Below are 20,243 nucleotides of genomic sequence, written 5' to 3'. Positions count from 1 at the left end.
AATTGAAATTATTACAAAGAATGTCAAATTGATTTTTTCTATTAACTCTCAATCGCACCATACAGGAATTGAAATAATTGAATCATAAGTACATGTCGTTTCTGTATTTACTCTCAATCGCACCATACAGGAATTGAAATAGCAACAGAGCGCTAATCAATGGGCGACCGAATCGGCTCTCAATCGCACCATACAGGAATTGAAATAGCGAAAGCACTGAAAGAAAGTCGGTTTATTGGAAACTCTCAATCGCACCATACAGGAATTGAAATTCAATTACATCCAATGAAACAACTCATGTGTTTGGTCTCTCAATCGCACCATACAGGAATTGAAATTTAATATGCTTTCAGTTCTTGTGATCGGCTTAGACTCTCTCAATCGCACCATACAGGAATTGAAATTTAGTGAGCATAAATCTCAATATCAAGCCTTTTATCTCTCAATCGCACCATACAGGAATTGAAATAAAGCCAAACCTTCATTTAATGTTACAGGATTCAATCTCTCAATCGCACCATACAGGAATTGAAATATCACCGCTAATAAGTGAGGTATTAACAGAATTAGACTCTCAATCGCACCATACAGGAATTGAAATCTTAATAAACTCGTTTGAAGCCTTGTGGATTGCATCCTCTCAATCGCACCATACAGGAATTGAAATATCACAAGACTTTCCTGTTACAGCAGTAGGGTTTAACTCTCAATCGCACCATACAGGAATTGAAATCAAATTGGAGGCTAAAATCCAGCGCAAGAAAAAAATCTCTCAATCGCACCATACAGGAATTGAAATATAGAGCGGAAGATGCTAATGCTCAAGTGCAAGAGGCTCTCAATCGCACCATACAGGAATTGAAATAAGTCTAAAACTTAAAAGCTCCATCTCTGTGGCTTTCTCTCAATCGCACCATACAGGAATTGAAATAAACTTGCTTGATTGTAACCTAGATATTTAATGTTCTCTCAATCGCACCATACAGGAATTGAAATAGAATACATCCTTATAGCATGGCTTATTCTTGCGAGCTCTCAATCGCACCATACAGGAATTGAAATATTGCTTAGGCTTGGAAAACTTGAATTGGTGGAAAACTCTCAATCGCACCATACAGGAATTGAAATACATTATCAAAGAAGTAAAGATGATGGAAGGCTCTGCTCTCAATCGCACCATACAGGAATTGAAATCAGATAATACTACACCGCCCATTTGGTAAATGGCTGCTCTCAATCGCACCATACAGGAATTGAAATGAAACTAATATGATTGGATTAAAATCCTTTGACGAACTCTCAATCGCACCATACAGGAATTGAAATTAACTAGGTTTGTCAACGCTTCCTTATTCGCTTTGACTCTCAATCGCACCATACAGGAATTGAAATACCGCCGTAAAGGACAAATTAGCCGCTACTTGCTGCCTCTCAATCGCACCATACAGGAATTGAAATAGGCCACTCAAGAGGAAGACGATGGCAATCCACTCGCTCTCAATCGCACCATACAGGAATTGAAATCACACTACGATCTGGACTTGCGCTCAGACGATCAAACTCTCAATCGCACCATACAGGAATTGAAATGCAGTATTAACAGGCTTAAACATGGCAGCGCCAGCCTCTCAATCGCACCATACAGGAATTGAAATAAAATGCCGAAAGGCTTAACAGCACGTATCCGGAAGCTCTCAATCGCACCATACAGGAATTGAAATAAATACAGGGAAATGCATAACTACCCATACACCGACTCTCAATCGCACCATACAGGAATTGAAATAAATATATTGAATGGTATTTGGGTAAGTTCGTTGACTCTCAATCGCACCATACAGGAATTGAAATGGAATTAGTGGTTCTACAAATATTTCCTTTGGCGGACTCTCAATCGCACCATACAGGAATTGAAATCTCCTTCGGCTGCTTCCGATCGGGCGGTCTTCACATACTCTCAATCGCACCATACAGGAATTGAAATCACCTAAAAGTAAACCAGCAGATCCTGCGATTTTTCTCTCAATCGCACCATACAGGAATTGAAATAGTAATGCGGGATGAATTTCGGTGCTCCCTCTGTCCTCTCAATCGCACCATACAGGAATTGAAATCCTAAATACTTCAAAGAATTTAATAGGTCTTTTCTCTCAATCGCACCATACAGGAATTGAAATCTTAAAGCATCTACTCCACGAAGAACAGCTCAGGAAACTCTCAATCGCACCATACAGGAATTGAAATTTGGTTATGCTTTGTCGTTGGGCAACATTGTTGACCCTCTCAATCGCACCATACAGGAATTGAAATTAGGCACGGCAATTTTAGGCAATACATCGTACAGACTCTCAATCGCACCATACAGGAATTGAAATTGCAAAGTATGGAGGTAATTAATACGCTTATAGAGTCTCTCAATCGCACCATACAGGAATTGAAATATAATCGCACGGCTCGCACCTGCTATATTTCCTGAACTCTCAATCGCACCATACAGGAATTGAAATAGTGTTGATTTCAATCTTGCAACTGCTAATAATTTTCTCTCAATCGCACCATACAGGAATTGAAATTTAGTAAGCTCATATCACGCAAAACCATTTGAACATCTCTCAATCGCACCATACAGGAATTGAAATAGAATCGATGTTGCGACAATTGATGTTCTTTGGCTTCTCTCAATCGCACCATACAGGAATTGAAATATAAATACCCTTTACCATTAAAATCTACCCCTTGAACTCTCAATCGCACCATACAGGAATTGAAATTGGCTCAATGAAGGCCCAAAGCTAGACGCTGTTAAGCTCTCAATCGCACCATACAGGAATTGAAATTACCCAACTTCATAATCAGTAAAAAAGAAATGTACTCTCTCAATCGCACCATACAGGAATTGAAATATTTTCAAGTGCAACAGATAAGATACAAGCCTCTTCCTCTCAATCGCACCATACAGGAATTGAAATCTCTGTAAAATAGACTTACTAAACCTTTTGATTTATCTCTCAATCGCACCATACAGGAATTGAAATTTCCTGATAGCGTGTAAGAACTAATTTGGTCACCTGCTCTCAATCGCACCATACAGGAATTGAAATATAATTTAAATGTTCCTGCTATTAATCAAAACGAAACTCTCAATCGCACCATACAGGAATTGAAATACCTTACAGACTTAGTTGATGATGAATGGAGGCTTACTCTCAATCGCACCATACAGGAATTGAAATCTTGGAGTTCCTGGGGGGTTGGGTACCGTGCAGCGCTCTCAATCGCACCATACAGGAATTGAAATTAGCTCAAAGTAATATCATGTTGAATCATCATGATGCTCTCAATCGCACCATACAGGAATTGAAATAGGGATAGATAGACTGATAAGGCGTGACGAAGCACCCTCTCAATCGCACCATACAGGAATTGAAATAAATTTCTAACTGATAAACCGATTTCATAAAATGCACTCTCAATCGCACCATACAGGAATTGAAATCTAGATGAGGCGTTTACAGTTTGTTGAAATGCAGTTCTCTCAATCGCACCATACAGGAATTGAAATAGGATTATGTGGGAGAGGAATTTGGGCGATGCGATCCTCTCAATCGCACCATACAGGAATTGAAATGGATAAGACGCCAATCAGATGGAACTTTCCAAAATGCTCTCAATCGCACCATACAGGAATTGAAATACACATCGGTGAGCAGGAAATTAAAAATAAGGAAGTCTCTCAATCGCACCATACAGGAATTGAAATATTACAAAACCTATTGGCAATAATATGAAAGTGAATCTCTCAATCGCACCATACAGGAATTGAAATTGTTTCACGATCGTAGTAAACTTGAAAGGGGTTTAACTCTCAATCGCACCATACAGGAATTGAAATCCTCAAGGGACGGAAAATCAGTTCATTTATGCGGTTCTCTCAATCGCACCATACAGGAATTGAAATAAAGGATTGGCGGCGAGTGTTCGAAAATTAGAGGCTACTCTCAATCGCACCATACAGGAATTGAAATAAAATATTATTATACTCTTTGCTCAATAAATTGGTACTCTCAATCGCACCATACAGGAATTGAAATAAATCTCCGCTAGCTTGGTATAATAATGCAGATACACTCTCAATCGCACCATACAGGAATTGAAATAGAAAACCCAAGTACTTTACCGATAATGGCAATGATCTCTCAATCGCACCATACAGGAATTGAAATAACATCATTGTTTGCAGGGTTAATCCATATCTCTTCCTCTCAATCGCACCATACAGGAATTGAAATTCTAGACCAGCTACAGGAGTATTCCAGTAGGGAAGTCTCTCAATCGCACCATACAGGAATTGAAATGAAATACCTATCAAAGTTCCTGCTGGATCCAAAAAGCTCTCAATCGCACCATACAGGAATTGAAATATCGAGGAGCGCTGCCTGTTTAGAGTGGGCTGCCCGCTCTCAATCGCACCATACAGGAATTGAAATCAAAGTCTTTTGGCTGTACACGGTTGATCTCTCCTCTCTCAATCGCACCATACAGGAATTGAAATAATAATCTCCTGTATCTAGGTAGAGTTTGAGCATACTCTCAATCGCACCATACAGGAATTGAAATTGTCTTGATTCGTTTCTATTGCGTGAATCCTCGCAACTCTCAATCGCACCATACAGGAATTGAAATCAACCTGAGAGGGATCAAAAGTCACGTTTTCAGGTCCTCTCAATCGCACCATACAGGAATTGAAATAAGGAAGGCGGTAGATTAGTAGGCAATTTGATTCGGCTCTCAATCGCACCATACAGGAATTGAAATTAGATGAGATTCGGGTTAAGTCCTGCCTCCTGCAAGCTCTCAATCGCACCATACAGGAATTGAAATCTAACAGTTGGGGGATTTGAAACATCTACAATGACACTCTCAATCGCACCATACAGGAATTGAAATAGGGTAGATTCTCCATCAAACGAGCAATGGTCAACCTCTCAATCGCACCATACAGGAATTGAAATATCTTTCTAAGTTTCTCAGTGTAATACTTGAACTTACTCTCAATCGCACCATACAGGAATTGAAATCTGTCTGTAATATCGGCTGCTGAAGCACCGATTAACCTCTCAATCGCTCCATACAGGAATTGAAATTAAAAACTAGAATCTTGAATTGTAGCAAAATCTTCACTCTCAATCGCACCATACAGGAATTGAAATACAAACGAAAATGATCAACTACCCGAAAATGATTTCTCTCAATCGCACCATACAGGAATTGAAATATCTTTGCAACTAGTTCCTTTATCATCTTAGTTCACTCTCAATCGCACCATACAGGAATTGAAATGCTTGATCTTTGTAGGCATATTGTTTATTACCTTCACTCTCAATCGCACCATACAGGAATTGAAATAGTGAAACAATCCCTGATATGACACTCAGCTTAACTCTCAATCGCACCATACAGGAATTGAAATTGGAAGTTCTGATCTGCTTAAGGATTTCATTCAACGCTCTCAATCGCACCATACAGGAATTGAAATGTAAAAGAAATAGCGGATGAAATAGAAACTAACTTTCTCTCAATCGCACCATACAGGAATTGAAATTGATCAGCCACACAAAAAGCAATTTTTTCGACCGCACTCTCAATCGCACCATACAGGAATTGAAATGGAAAGTACGTATCAATAGAATAGATTGCATTCAACTCTCAATCGCACCATACAGGAATTGAAATTAGTTTCGTTTGCAGCTATTATGTATATGAATAAATCTCTCAATCGCACCATACAGGAATTGAAATAAAGTACGCAATTGGATTTTTTGAAACAAAACAATTCTCTCAATCGCACCATACAGGAATTGAAATGCAATTATGTAGCATTCAATATTGATTATTTCTACACTCTCAATCGCACCATACAGGAATTGAAATTTATTTGAAATTAACCAATTTGGAGAAATTAACATCTCTCAATCGCACCATACAGGAATTGAAATATGATAAAAGCTATCAAAGTCCTTGACAATCAAATACTCTCAATCGCACCATACAGGAATTGAAATATAATAATAAGGCAATTGATAGAAGTTTTTTCTACTCTCTCAATCGCACCATACAGGAATTGAAATTCTGTTTCACGGCGCTTTGTTCCAGGGGAAAGCATGCTCTCAATCGCACCATACAGGAATTGAAATGGAATTACCTTAGATTAGGTATCGGAAGAATTCAGCCTCTCAATCGCACCATACAGGAATTGAAATATTTTTACGGCGTGCATTTTTACGAATTCAATGATTCTCTCAATCGCACCATACAGGAATTGAAATCGGAAATTGTAAACATGATCTCAACAAAAGAATGGACTCTCAATCGCACCATACAGGAATTGAAATGGTAAATATGATCACCTACCAGATTAAACACCTCGGACTCTCAATCGCACCATACAGGAATTGAAATTCTAGACCAGCTACAGGAGTATTCCAGTAGGGAAGTCTCTCAATCGCACCATACAGGAATTGAAATGAAATACCTATCAAAGTTCCTGCTGGATCCAAAAAGCTCTCAATCGCACCATACAGGAATTGAAATATCGAGGAGCGCTGCCTGTTTAGAGTGGGCTGCCCGCTCTCAATCGCACCATACAGGAATTGAAATCAAAGTCTTTTGGCTGTACACGGTTGATCTCTCCTCTCTCAATCGCACCATACAGGAATTGAAATAATAATCTCCTGTATCTAGGTAGAGTTTGAGCATACTCTCAATCGCACCATACAGGAATTGAAATTGGTAAAGAGCTCATGGCAAAAAGAGCAGGTGGAGTCTCTCAATCGCACCATACAGGAATTGAAATTTGCGTTTCTATTGAGTACTTCCATCCAAAACCGCACTCTCAATCGCACCATACAGGAATTGAAATTAACCTTTTGTGTCGGATTCATAGCTTTGTAGTTTCCTCTCAATCGCACCATACAGGAATTGAAATAGTTTTAAATTACGTAGTTGAAAAGTATTTTGCACTCTCTCAATCGCACCATACAGGAATTGAAATTGCATGGATATTGGAAGAATTTCAAGGAGTGGAAAGCTCTCAATCGCACCATACAGGAAATAATACCGAACGTGGTGAAAAGCTTCTTCGAAGGTTTTTTGTGAGAAGCCAAAATGTTGAGCATGAATATGCATAATCGACAACTTAACCTCATATCTTAATCTCATAAGTGCAAAAAAACCCAGCAGGTTTCAAAAACCTGCCGGGTCTGAATTTGAGGTCTAAATTGAGGTGTTTTACTCCTCTTTAGGAATTTATTACTTTACATCCTTCATCAACTCCTCCACAGCTTTTTCCAACTGCTGATCGATCCCTTGATCAATCTTTCCAGGCATATTTTTCACTTCAAACTGTGGCTTGGTTTCGTTGTTTTCCATCCAGTTGCCTTGCTTGTCCTTAGCCGATATGGGCACGATACCCCAGCGACCTCCGTTGGGCAATGACTCCCAGCCTGCAAAGGAACAGGTTCCTGGTGTTGGCATCCCTACTGTTTTGCCGATTTGCAAATCCGAATACCCACAAGCAAAGCAATGCCCATCCGAATAATTCGCTTCGTTAAACATCGCTAACGTTGGCTTGGTCCATCGGAAGGTTGGTTCATAGCCTACATCTCTGCCTTCCACTGCATAGGTGATGAACTTTTCTCCCGTGAAGAACATGGCCAAATCTGCTACCAAGTCTCCTCCTCCATTGAAACGGGTATCCACAATCACACCTGCTCGGTCATGATATTTACCCATCATTTCCTCATAAGTCGTACGGAAAGGCCCATCTGACATGCCTGGGATATGAACATAGCCCAACTTACCTCCGGACAACTTATCTACCTCTTCTTGATTTTTTCTTACCCAACGCTTGTATAGCAATTGGTTTTCTGCACCCAAGCTTATTGGTTTGACAGTCACTTGCTTGCGTACATTGCCCTGAGGTTGGATCAATTCCAACAAGGTGAATTTATCCGCCTTACGATTCAGATACATGGCTACATCCTGATCCTTAGAAATCAGCTGCCCATCAATTTTTTCGATGATCATGCCCGGACTAATATCCAAACCAGCCTTATCCAAAGGCCCATCCTTCAAAATCTCTGCAATCTTGATGCCGTCACCCTCGTAAGCATAATCCATAAATATTCCCAAACTCGCCGTAGCATCCGATTGAGCGACTCTTCTGGAGTAGCGTGCACCGGCATGAGACACATTCAGCTCCCCAATCAATTCGGAGATCATCTCTGCAAACTCATAGCCATTGCCGATATGTGGTAGGTATTTTTCGTGGGCATCTGCCAACGCATCCCAATCCACTCCATGCATATCTGGGGTGTAAAATGCCCCTTTGGTTCGGATACGAATGTGATCAAACATCGCCTTTCTTTCCAAGTCCGTATCCAAGGTCATCTCCCCTGCAATTTTAATCTGCTCCCGCTTGGTCCCGTTACTCGTAATCTTAGAAATAGAACCATTGGCCAATAAAAACAGATTTTTCATCTCCGAATCCCATTCCAAAGAACCAAAACCCGTGTCGAGTTTCAGTTCCATCTTGGTTTCTTTGGTACGCAAATCTGTGCTCCATAAATTCATTCCTTTTTCAAAGCGCGCCAAGTAATACAGTTTCTCTCCCTCCTTATCCAAAACGGCATCTCCTAGTGAGGACGAATGTATGGTCAACTTTGCTTTGCGATAAATCAAATCATCCCAATCGATTTTAACTTCTTCTACTTTTTTGGAATCTTCTTTCTTATCCTCGGCTTTTTTATCATCCCCTTTTTTGTTGGCTTTTTCGACTTCCTTCATCAAATCGAAATCTTCCTTACTCATGTTGAATTTATCGAATCCTTCTTTGGTCAGGAAGAGTGTGTAAACATCCCCTTGAGAGCCTCCACTGGTGGCCAAACTTTTCAACCCATCCCGATTGGAAAACCACAAAATCTGTTTCCCACCATTGACCCACTTTGGTCTGTAATCTCGGAAACCATTTTGAGAAATATTCTCCATGGGTTTCTTCCCTGTGACATCCAATAAAACCACCTCTCCATTAGCCATAGTCGGATTAAATTCCGCCAACAACCATTTACTATCCGGACTCCACGAAAAAAACTGATCTCCGTCCTGCATATGATACAATTGTGTATCGTCCATCAGCGTAACACTGGCCTTTGTAGCCAAATCCATTACGATTAAATTCTTGCGATTTTCGATGTAAGCTAACTTTTTCCCATCAGGTGAGAGTTTAGGCTGATATACATCTACATCCTTCGATACCAAAACTTCTTCTTGAAGCAAGGTACTGGCAAAGAAGAACGGCTCTTCTTTTTCCCGTACACGCTTAGTTTGCAAAATCTGCCACTTACCGCCACGCTCCGCTGCATAGATGATGGATTTGCCATCTGGAGCAAACTGAACAAAACGCTCTTGTTCCGGAGTTGTTGTAATTCTTTTGGTCAACGATCCATCTACGGAAGTCACGAATACCTCACCCCTGGAAATAAATGCAATTTCTTTGCCGTCAGCAGACAAGGACATTTCTCTCACTTCTCCATTGATGGTAATGAAACTATCGGAATTGCTGATGGACTGAGTGGTCAAGGAAACGTCCACCAATTGTGGCTGTCCACCTTCACGAAGTGTATACAACTGTCCATCGTACGAAAAGCTCATCAAGCCATCATCCGAAATACTCAAAAAACGTACTGGAAAATCCTTCAAAGATGTCAAGGCTTGCTTGTTCGCAGGATTGGAGATTGAAGCCTTCCAAACGTTAAAACTCCCTTGTTCCTCAGATAAATAGTAGAAATCTTCTCCATTCGGAGCAAATACTGGATTCCTGTCCTCTCCATAAAAAGAGGTCAACATTTGATGGGAATTGCTAGCGCGGTCATACACCCAAATATCACGAGCTATACCGGATTGATGTTTTTTTCTCCATTCATTCTCTCCCCCCTTTTTATCCTGGTAAAGCATTTTGCTACCATCTTTCGATACACTCAGGGATTCGGATGGAATCGTCCATACTTGATCCACTCTACCCCCTTTGATGGGTACTTGATATAATTCCGGCTGTGAACCCGTCGGGTATTGTCTGTGTTCGGCCAAATCCTGACGCACCCCTCCAAAAATGACATGCTTACCATCGGAAGAAAAACTATAGGGCATCTCATCATTGGAATGGTAGGTCAATCGGGTGGCATTTCCTCCTTGAGCAGGCATGATGTACACGTCGAAATTTCCATAGCGATCGGATGCGAAAGCAATGCTTTGACCATCCTTACTCCATACAGGCATGAAATCATGCGCCTCGTGAAATGTCAACTGATTGGCTTTTCCTCCTTGGGAAGAAATCGTGTAGATATCACCTTTGTAAGTAAATGCGATCAACCCACCATCAGGTGATATGGAAGGGTAACGCAGCCATTGCGGTGCCTCTTGTGCACGTATGCTTCCTGCTGCCATAAGACAACAAAGGAGCATGAAAAACATAGATTTCTTTTTCATAAGACAGATTTATCTATGCGAAATTAGAAAAAAATCACGGGCTGCAGCATCAATTTTGCTGAGTGGTGGATTCGGGATAAAAATGGTGGTAGAAAAGTGAATCTAATCCTCAGGGCTAATCTTGGCAGGTTTCAAAAACCTGCCAAGATTTTCACTAGAATTCCTGTTTTTCCTAGCCCTTATTCAAAGCCTTCAAAATCAAAATGCAGCTGCTTTCCGAAAAGTATTTTTTCTTCTTCAATATTCAGGTTTGATAGCCCAATACCCAATAAGCGAACAGGCATTTTTAGGACCTCTTGTTCCAATAAAGCCTGCACCGTTTCCCAAATTTTATCTGTTTCAGGGTATTGCTCAAAGGTTTTACTACGGGTCTGAATGGTGAAATCCGAATACTTGATTTTCAGCGTGACAGTACGTCCTTTGATGCCAGTTCGTTCCATGCGCTTTTGGACCTCCACCAATACCTCCTCCAAGGCCCCCAAACAATCAGCAACGGTCGGTAAGTCCTGCTCGAAGGTATTTTCAGCCGAAAGCGATTTTCGAAGGCGGTTTGGCTGTACTTCACTCTGATGGTTACCTCTGACGATATTGAAGTAATGCAGGCCTGACTTCCCAAATTTTTTGGTTAAAAACTGCAGGGAATACTGCTTGAGGTCGTAGCCATTGTAAATACCAAGCTTATTCATTTTCTCAGCGGTTACTTTCCCTACGCCATAAAACCGTTCGATGGGTAATTTTTCCAAAAAAACTTCCGCATCCTTGGGTAAGATGACTGCCTGTCCATTGGGTTTGTTGATATCAGAGGCTGTTTTGGCCAAGAATTTATTGTAAGAAATTCCAGCAGAGGCATGTAGGCCAACCTCATCTTTAATCCTTTTCCTAATTTCCTGGGCCAATAATGTAGCAGAAGGGTTATTGACCTTATTTGTGGTAACATCCAAAAAGGCCTCATCAAGAGATAAAGGTTCTACCAAATCGGTATAGGCATAAAAGATTTCTCGGATGTGATAGGAAAGCTCTTTATATCGCTCAAATCTTGGTGGCACGAATATCAGGTGGGGACATTTCAAGGCGGCCATTTTGCCTGACATAGCAGACCTTACGCCATACTTTCTGGCTTCATAGGAAGCAGCCGCCACTACCCCCCGTTCTCGATTTCCTCCAACGGCCACCGGCTTACCTCTTAGATCAGGATTATCCATCTGCTCTACCGATGCATAAAAAGCATCCATGTCCACATGAATAATTTTCCGTATGGTCGTTTCTTCAATCATTGGGCCTTTTGGCTATTGTAGATTTTAGATGTTCAAGCTAAACAAATCTTCTGTGATATATCTGTGATTGAATAAATAAAGCGTAACTTGCATTAAATGTTTTCGCAGGTAAAAATATCGAAAAATTACAAACCAACTTTTAGCGGGAATACTATGCATTTTTTCAAATCGTCCCATAGCAAGGCCTTTGTAACTAAGCCCCTGCTATCTCTTTAAAACAGTGCTTTAGCAGGGGAACCCCTTACCTTTCACTTGTAAGGTAAATTCTATCAATTTCCGACTGAAATAGCCACGCACCAATTAGGTCTGCTGTATTTGCTCGGGCATCTATATTTCACAAAAATCATACGCAATCAATCATGGTACCTATCATTAAAAAATCAGACGAAAAAGCCCTTTTGACATTGATGGAAAATATTCCATCCAGTCAACGAACCAAAGAACTGGGCATACTGCAATCCGAGTTACGAAGAGCTAAAATTTTGACCGATAAGAAAATCTCTGACAAAGTCATACAACTTGATTCCAGTTTTGAAATTATCGACATCGCGAGTGGAAAAAGATTGCAATTCATGCTTACTTTTCCAAAAAACGCCAATTTGGCTGAAAACAAGCTTTCCATCTTATCACCTTTAGGTGTCGCCTTAATTGGTTTTCAGGAAGGTCAGGAAATCGAGTGGCCTTTACCAGCAGGCGTACGTAAATTCAAAATAGAAAAAGTCACGCAAGCAGCTCATGTTATTAGTTCATAATATGTAGTGCCAAGCACGATGATATGCTAGATGTACTCTCTCGGCCAGTAGATCAAGGGGGATTTGCAATCCCCTTCGTGAAATAGACTCCAATGCCTCAAATTGGTGCCACACTTACTTTTACAATAAAATTCTCTTCAATTACTTGATCCTTAAAGATGAATGATGAAGCCGTGTGGGAATGAGTAAAAACCATCGAAAAAGTTTTTTTAATACAATTCACCTAGTGGGATTGCAAATCCCACACTATCTGTTTCCCGAAATTGCAAATTTCGAGAAGCACGGAGCACGGCTGTCGATGCTGACCGAGATTTGCAATCTCGGTCGGGAGATAAAGGGGGATTTGCAATCCCCTAAAATTTCATAATATCCTAACATCAAATCGGCTCTAATCTGATTTTACTTTTTCTTAAACCATAAAACTCTCCACAGCTGCTGTTCAAATACTCCTCTTCGCTTTCAACTATCTTCGCTCGAACTGGATTGTGATGAATGTACTTAATTTTAGTCTTCAAAAAATCTTCAGTATAAATTTCTTCACCATGGTAGCCTGCCTCCCAAAACCAGATTTTTTCATCTTTCCTTAGCAACCAAAGAAGCCAACTTTTTCTACTCTCTTGCAGGTTTTCTTGAATCGCTTTATAAATAGCTTTTGCTGAAAATTTCTTAAAATCTCTAATTATATCACTCAAGGGAGTTTTATCAGAACTTAGTATGAAATGGCAATGATTTGACATGATCACCCATGCATATACTTTTAATCCTTTATTTCGTTGACAGTAATTTATGCTATCTATCAACAAATCAACATACAATTCCCTCGTAAAAACATCAGCCCATTGATGAACTGTAAATGTTACAAAATGTAAGGCATTTTGATCCTTAACCGTGAATGGTGATGCCATAAACTTCAATTAATAAATCACACTTTTAAAATTGAGTTAAAATACAAATCACTTAGTGGGATTGCAAATCCCACACTATCTGTTTCCCGAAATTGCAAATTTCGAGAAGCTCGCCCGTCGCAGCTGAGAGTGGAAAAAGATTGCAATTCATGCTTACTTTTCCAAAAAACGCCAATTTGGCTGAAAACAAGCTTTCTATCTTATCACCTTTAGGTGTCGCCTTAATTGGTTTTCAGGAAGGTCAGGAAATCGAGTGGCCTTTACCAGCAGGCGTACGTAAATTCAAAATAGAAAAAGTCACGCAAGCAGCTCATGTTATTAGTTCATAATATGTAGTGCCAAGAACGATGATATGCTAGATGTACTCTCTCGGCCAGTAGATCAAGGGGGATTTGCAATCCCCTTCGTGAAATAGACTCCAATACCGAGGATTAAAATCCACGGCAACTGATAGGTGAACTCCCTTGAAAAGCATCTGATTTTCACGCAATAACAATTAATGAGTGGGTTAACACCAGGGGCAATTGATGGAGTTATTTGGTTGATTATTAATTTCTCTCTTTAGGTACAAATTTTTCAAGGCTAATTTTGCTGCGTTTTCCGTGTATTCTGCGAGCTTTTCTTGATTCTTGATTCTTAGATCATTCCTCATTCTTAATTTATCTCACTGTTCACTGCCAATTGCTCACTGTACACTGCTCACTCCAATATCTGCCGAATAGCCGAGGCCTTCAACTGACACTCTTCATATTCATACGCCGGATCGGCGTCATAGGTAATGGCGGAACCCACGGCGAAGTAACCTTTGCCCGTGGCTTGGTCATAGATGATGCTACGAATGATTACATTCAAATCAAAGTCACCGTTTGGTTGAAAAATCCCTACAGATCCTGAAAACCATCCTCTTCGGAAATCCTCATAGCGATCGATTAACTCCATGCATTTTATTTTTGGTGCACCAGTCATACTTCCCATAGGGAATGTTGCTTGAAAAATATCGGCAATACTAACATTATCCTTAATTGTTGAGGTAACCGTCGAAATCATTTGATGAACTCTTGGAAAAGGATAAACACCAAAAAGCTCCTCTACTTTTACTGAACCGACTTTAGAGATTTTAGACAGATCATTACGCATCAGATCCACAATCATCAAGTTTTCGGCACGCTCTTTTTCTGAATTAAGTAATAAAGATGCCAAATTACTGTCTTCTTCCCATGTTTTTCCCCTTCTAATGGTTCCTTTAATGGGTTGGGCGATCAATGCATCCCCTTCTTTCTTTAAAAATCGCTCAGGAGATGCTCCAAGTAAATACTGATGCTTTGCTTTGAAAAAAACAGAGAAAGGCATAGGTGAAACATGCATTAATTCTTTGAATGCTAAAATAGGATTCCATGTATTCTCCACAAATGTATAAGCAAGACAGTAATTCAACTCATACATATCGCCCTCTTCAATATGCTGTCTAATTGCATGGACATTTTCAATATATTTTTCTCTGGAAGTCAAGGGTTGAATACTTACCTTAGGATTAGGTTTAGTCAGGAGTACAGATTGCCTGATTTTTTCATACACTTCATTTGCATGGAGAACATCCATAGAAATGGCGGTTTCATTAAAAATCAGCGAAAAACTTACTTCAAAAAAAAGGGTATCAGGAACTTCTACCAAAGGAGTTCTTGAGCTTGAAAGTTTTTCTAATTGATTTTTGAGGTCATAGGAAATTATACCAACCTTCTTTTTATAATCATCTGATAGTTCCTCTAGAGATGAAACATTAGATCCTGCATAGATTGCTTTGGGAAATGTGCCTTGAGGATAATTAACAGAATTTCCATCAAAACCAGCAACGTATGGGTAGTTTTCTGTACACCAAGCAATAGCTTGGAAAAAAAATTCTTGTAATTCAGATTCAGGTAATTCTATTTGAAACATCATGCAAATATAAGGATACAAAAAAAGGAAACCCTAAGGCTTCCTTTTTACCAAACAAACAATCTATGAAATTATCTTAGTTTGCCTTGATTTCGAATCCAACACTGACTGTGTTATAGATAAATTGATCTTTTGCTTTATCTACAGCAGTGCTCTCGTCACCATAAGCCAATCCCCAAGCAGTTCTGTCAATATTGAATCCTGCTTTTGCAGTTACAGCACCATCTACGATGGATACAGTTGCTGGGAATTTAATGTTTTTAGTAGTACCTCTCATAGTTAGGTTACCAGAAATCCAGTGAGTTGGGTTACCAGCCAATTCTGAATCTGATGCAGGCGTGTTATCAGTTGCAAATTCCTCTTTGTCTTCGATAGAACCAGCAGAAAAAGGCTCTACACCTGTCATTTCAAATACAGCTTCTGGGAAGTTAGCAGCATCGAAGAAATCAGCGGACTGAAGATGACCCCATAATTTACCATAATTCTCGTTGTCAGCAGGGATATCATCGATTCTCAAACCTGTGATATCAAATGCAAAACGAGCACCAGTTAGGTTAGTGCCTTCTACCATTACCTCTCCAGCTGTTACTGGGATGATTCCGTAATGCTTACCGGTAGGCTTGTAACCAGTCCAGTTAACAGATGAGGTCTCTGGGCTGATAGCTAAGGTAAGACCTGAACCAGCAGCTACATCCTGAGCATCTGAAGTTTCAACAGTGTCACCTGGCTTTCCACAAGCAAAAGCCAATAAAGCTGCGGCTGCAAATAAACCTGTTCTTTGAATAAATTTCATAATTATTGAGATAAGTTGGTTTCTTAATTAATGTATAGACATGAAAACTAAATTGAAGCAAAAAAGTTCATTTCAGACGAAAAAAATTATTTTTGATTCCAAATATTCAAGCACCTAAAGCTAAAAACTATGGCACATATCCTGGAAGTAAGAGGAAAACACCCCATGTGGGCAGAAAATTGTTGGTTTGCCCCGAACGCTACCATTGTAGGAGATGTCATCATGGGCAAAAATTGTACTGTTTGGTTCAATGCTGTCATCAGAGGGGATGTGCATGAAATCCGCATCGGTGACGATACCAATATACAGGATGGAGTGGTCATTCATGGCACATATCAGCAGTCTGGTACGATTATCGGCAATAAAGTATCGATTGCCCACAATGCCGTGGTACATGGATGCACAATTCATGACAATGTTTTGATAGGTATGGGGGCTATTGTGATGGATAAAGCAGTCATTCACTCCGGAGCGGTCATTGCAGCAGGAGCAGTTGTATTGGCTGGCACAGTGGTTGAATCCAACAGCATCTATGCCGGTACACCAGCAAAGAAAGTAAAAGCCACAGGACCTGAAATGCTTGCTGTCATTGAGCGCACTGCTGGAAATTATCCCAAGTATGCTGAATGGTTCAAAAATGCTTCTGACTCATCGCAGGAGGCATCAGACTCAATTTTACCTTAAAATTAAGAATTCATTAAGTTGGAGATAATGTCGTATACCGACAAATACGGCTTCTACTCGCGTACTAGTTTCGTGAATCTAATTCACACCTTCTATGAAAAAACTAGTACTACTCACATTGATTGGCTTTCTAAGCATCTACGGCTTGGAAGCCTTTGCACAAAACGCCTCCGCTTCTTTCTTTGGAAGTGTGAGAAATGCCGCAGGAGAAACCCTGCCAGGTGCGAACCTACAGATCAAAAATGAATCCACAGGCTTCGTTACCGGAACAGTAACCAACTTGGAAGGAAGATTCCAACTCAGTCAGCTTCCCTTGGGTGGACCGTACATCCTAACTGCTTCCTTTGTAGGAGAAGGCCAAGTAAGTAAATCAGGATATTTCTTAAATCTAGGTGACCAAGTACGTGTGGACTTTGAGTTACGGGATGGGGAAGGACAACTGGAAATGATCACTGTTACTGCTTCAGATTATGCTCCCAACAGAGTTTCCCCAATTGGTGGAGCGACCCGCTTGGGCATTGCAGAGATGAAAAACATGCCTACCAACGGCAGAAGTTTCCAAGACTTGGCCAACCTCGCCCCTACCACTGCTCCCGGTGGATCTCTTGCGATCGGCGGTACCAGAGAAAGCTCTACTTCTATCACCTTGGATGGAGGCAATCAACGATTCATGATGAATGGGGGCTTGATCTCTCAATACACGGTTTCCATGGAAGCTATTCGTGAATTTGAAGTCACAACCAACGAATACAATGTACGGGAAGGCAGACAAGGCGGAGGAGCCATAAACGTGGTGACAAAATCAGGAACCAATGAATTTACAGGTTCTGCATTTTTGTTTAACAGAAATCAGCGCCTCACCGCAGATGAAGACTACATCGGTAGACCGATCAATGATTTCAATATCAATCAATACGGATTCTCCCTTGGTGGTCCTATCATTAAAGATAAACTCCACTTCTTTACTGCCTTGGACTTTGAAGACAGGAGTGAGCCTTTTGCCATTATTGACGTCAGAGATGCTACGACCGAACGATTGGAGCAGATTACGCAACAAAACCTCGATCGTTTTTTGGGGATTTTGCAAAACCAATATGGACTCGATCCTTCTAGACAGCAAACAGGACTCTTTACCCGAAAGCCTACCAACAGAACCATTTTTGCCCGTTTGGATTGGCAAATCAATGATATCCATAAATTGACTTTCCGAAACAACATGTTTTGGGGCGCTAATGAATTTGTAATTGGAGGTGATCAGACAGCCCTTGCAGACTCTAGAGGTGATATTGAAATATTTGGTCTTAACTCCCAATTAGCGCTTCGATCCACCTTTTCACCAAAATTAACCAATGAGCTAAAAGTTCAGTACCTACGGGCACAACGTGACTTTGTAGCCCGCTCCTTTGCACCCAGAGGCTTTGTAGGGATTGAATCCTTCCAAGAGGACGGTACAAGGTTGTTTAGACAGTTTCAGTTTGGGGGTAATAGAATTGCTCCTGAGGAGCAAGGTGAAAAACAATTGCAATTGATCAATACTACCTATCTTCAAACAGGTAAAATTTTCTGGACTTTTGGGACAGATAACATTGTAACCTTCACCAATACGCTCAATACAAATGAGCAAGGAGGATTATTTCAATTCGCCAACTTAGATGCCTTGGAAGCTCAGACTCCTTTCCAGTATTCTAGATTGGTACCAAACAATCCTGATGGACGTTATGCACCGAAATTGAAACAAACTGCATTAGACTTATCTGCTTTCACCCAAGCTGATGTAAACTTCAGCTCCAAATTAAGTGCCTCCTTTGGCTTGCGCTGGGATGCTACGATCTTTATGACCACTCCCGAATTCAATCCTTTGGTAGAACGCGAATTGGGCAGAAGAACAGATGTAGTGGCTTCTGATTTAAATAATTTCCAGCCTCGTCTACAATTCATCTATGATTTCAATGAAGATCAGCGCAATGTCTTGAAATTTGGAATCGGGGGCTATTCAGCCAACATCGTCCACTGGGCACAATTGAGCAACATCTTGCAATCAGGGACTATTTTAACAGATTTATTATTGAGAGGCGCAGATGTACCTACTCCTGATTTCCCATCGTACATTACTGATCCAAGCACCGTACCCGGAGTACCCGCAGGTGGACAAGGAAGGTCTCCTTACATCAACTTGATCGGTGATAACTTTCAAGCGCCTTATACTTGGAAAGGTAACTTAGCTTATCGAAAGTTTTTGACCAATGAGTTTTACGTGGGTGCCAATGCCTATTTTGCACGCACACTCAACAATTACCGATACCAGGATCTTAACTTAAGACAGGATTTCGCTTTCCGCTTAGCTAATGAAAACGGCAGAGGGGTTTTTGCTAGACCTGATCAAATCACTCCAGTGAACGTCAACAGCCCAGGTGTAGTCGTGTACCCAATCAATCCAGCAGTAACCAATGCTAACCCTAACTTGGGAAGAGTACTTGAACTCAATGGAGACTCTGATATCTGGCAACGAGGAATCATTTTTGAGTCCGGTTATATCTTCCCTAAAGGCGGAACCATCACCGGTACCTTTACTTTGAACCGAACAGAGGATAACAATTCCTACAACTGCTGTATTGCCCGTACCTCTGTGTTGACTGCAATTGTGGATGACCCAAGAGACTTAATTGCCAATAGAGGTGGCGCTAATACTGATTTCAGACATAAAATTATCTTATTCGGTACTACTCCAACCTTCAAAAACATCTCTATCTCAACTCGCTATGTAGGTCAGTCAGGTACACCTTGGTCCCCATTGGTTTTTGGAGACATTGTAGGTGATGGTGCTGGTTTGTTGATCAATGCCAACAAAAGAGCATTCATCTTCAATCCTGAAACCATCCGAGGGAATCCCGATCGAACCCCCTTTGAAAACATCATCGCAGATGGTATGGATGTCGTCTTGAGCAATCCTGATAACATCGCACGTGGACTATTAATCGATAACTTGGGAGAAATAGCTCCAAGAAATGAAATTTATAACCCATTCTGGCATAATGTAGATGTGAGATTAACCTACAAACTTGATAACACAGTTATCAAAGGATTGGGTAAAAGCTACATGGAGTTTATCGGAGAGATTTTCAACTTCACTAACTTACTGAACTCTGAGTGGGGTGGCGCACGAACCGTACCAGGTGGAAACCAAGTGTTATTACAGACACTGGGTTTAGATCCTATTGCAACTGCAGCAGGCCGTCCACAATATGCCTACAGAGTCAATCCAACATTTGGAGAGACTGTCAAAGCTAACCCTCCTTTCCAAGTGCAGTTAGGTGTACGTTACAACTTCTAATCTTACAATCTTACCAATTCAAAAGAG

9 protein-coding genes and 1 CRISPR repeat array (1 of these 10 only partly in view) are annotated in these 20,243 nt (G+C 40.6%); of the genes, 4 read left to right on the top strand and 5 right to left on the bottom strand.

The window, feature by feature from the left end; translation table 11 throughout:
* A CRISPR array of direct repeats spans positions 1-7,117; the repeat unit is 30 nt; unit sequence CTCTCAATCGCACCATACAGGAATTGAAAT (it extends 3,566 nt beyond the left edge of the window).
* A gap of 191 nt (positions 7,118-7,308) precedes the next feature.
* Positions 7,309-10,542 (bottom strand): S41 family peptidase, encoded by a 3,234-nt coding sequence (locus tag IPZ59_RS11385; RefSeq protein WP_394800708.1) that lies wholly within the window; start codon positions 10,540-10,542, stop codon positions 7,309-7,311.
* Positions 10,543-10,721: 179 nt separating this feature from the next.
* Positions 10,722-11,816 carry a DNA polymerase IV gene (dinB, locus tag IPZ59_RS11380; RefSeq protein ID WP_236136170.1) on the bottom strand — a complete coding sequence of 365 codons (1,095 nt, stop codon included), beginning with the start codon at positions 11,814-11,816 and terminating at the stop codon, positions 10,722-10,724.
* A 359-nt stretch (positions 11,817-12,175) separates the two neighbouring features.
* On the opposite strand from dinB, the gene IPZ59_RS11375 reads away from it, so the two are divergent.
* Positions 12,176-12,568, top strand: coding sequence for a GreA/GreB family elongation factor (locus IPZ59_RS11375; RefSeq protein WP_236136169.1), 393 nt, complete (start codon positions 12,176-12,178; stop codon positions 12,566-12,568).
* A 377-nt stretch (positions 12,569-12,945) separates the two neighbouring features.
* Here the strand turns inward: IPZ59_RS11375 and IPZ59_RS11370 are convergent, their stop codons facing one another.
* On the bottom strand, positions 12,946-13,473 hold the full coding sequence (locus IPZ59_RS11370) for an REP-associated tyrosine transposase (protein ID WP_236136168.1): 528 nt from the start codon (positions 13,471-13,473) through the stop codon (positions 12,946-12,948).
* A 92-nt stretch (positions 13,474-13,565) separates the two neighbouring features.
* Here IPZ59_RS11370 and IPZ59_RS11365 point away from each other — a divergent pair, with 92 nt between their 5' ends.
* Positions 13,566-13,802, top strand: coding sequence for a GreA/GreB family elongation factor (locus tag IPZ59_RS11365; protein ID WP_262912209.1), 237 nt, complete (start codon positions 13,566-13,568; stop codon positions 13,800-13,802).
* 370 nt (positions 13,803-14,172) lie between these two features.
* Here the strand turns inward: IPZ59_RS11365 and IPZ59_RS11360 are convergent, their stop codons facing one another.
* Together IPZ59_RS11360 and IPZ59_RS11355 are read right to left on the bottom strand one after the other, a co-directional pair.
* Positions 14,173-15,411, bottom strand: coding sequence for an anthranilate synthase component I family protein (locus tag IPZ59_RS11360; protein ID WP_236136166.1), 1,239 nt, complete (start codon positions 15,409-15,411; stop codon positions 14,173-14,175).
* Between the two features lie 73 nt (positions 15,412-15,484).
* Complete coding sequence (locus IPZ59_RS11355) at positions 15,485-16,201, bottom strand: YceI family protein (protein WP_236136165.1); 717 nt, start codon at positions 16,199-16,201, stop codon at positions 15,485-15,487.
* Between the two features lie 129 nt (positions 16,202-16,330).
* Here IPZ59_RS11355 and IPZ59_RS11350 point away from each other — a divergent pair, with 129 nt between their 5' ends.
* Together IPZ59_RS11350 and IPZ59_RS11345 are read left to right on the top strand one after the other, a co-directional pair.
* Positions 16,331-16,885 (top strand): gamma carbonic anhydrase family protein, encoded by a 555-nt coding sequence (locus tag IPZ59_RS11350; RefSeq protein ID WP_236136164.1) that lies wholly within the window; start codon positions 16,331-16,333, stop codon positions 16,883-16,885.
* A gap of 94 nt (positions 16,886-16,979) precedes the next feature.
* Positions 16,980-20,216, top strand: coding sequence for a TonB-dependent receptor (locus tag IPZ59_RS11345; protein WP_236136163.1), 3,237 nt, complete (start codon positions 16,980-16,982; stop codon positions 20,214-20,216).
* The last annotated feature ends 27 nt before the right edge of the window (positions 20,217-20,243 follow it).

The organism is Mongoliitalea daihaiensis, assembly GCF_021596945.1.
GTDB classification, from domain to species: domain Bacteria; phylum Bacteroidota; class Bacteroidia; order Cytophagales; family Cyclobacteriaceae; genus Mongoliitalea; species Mongoliitalea daihaiensis.
This window is presented reverse-complemented; position numbering and strand designations above follow the sequence as displayed.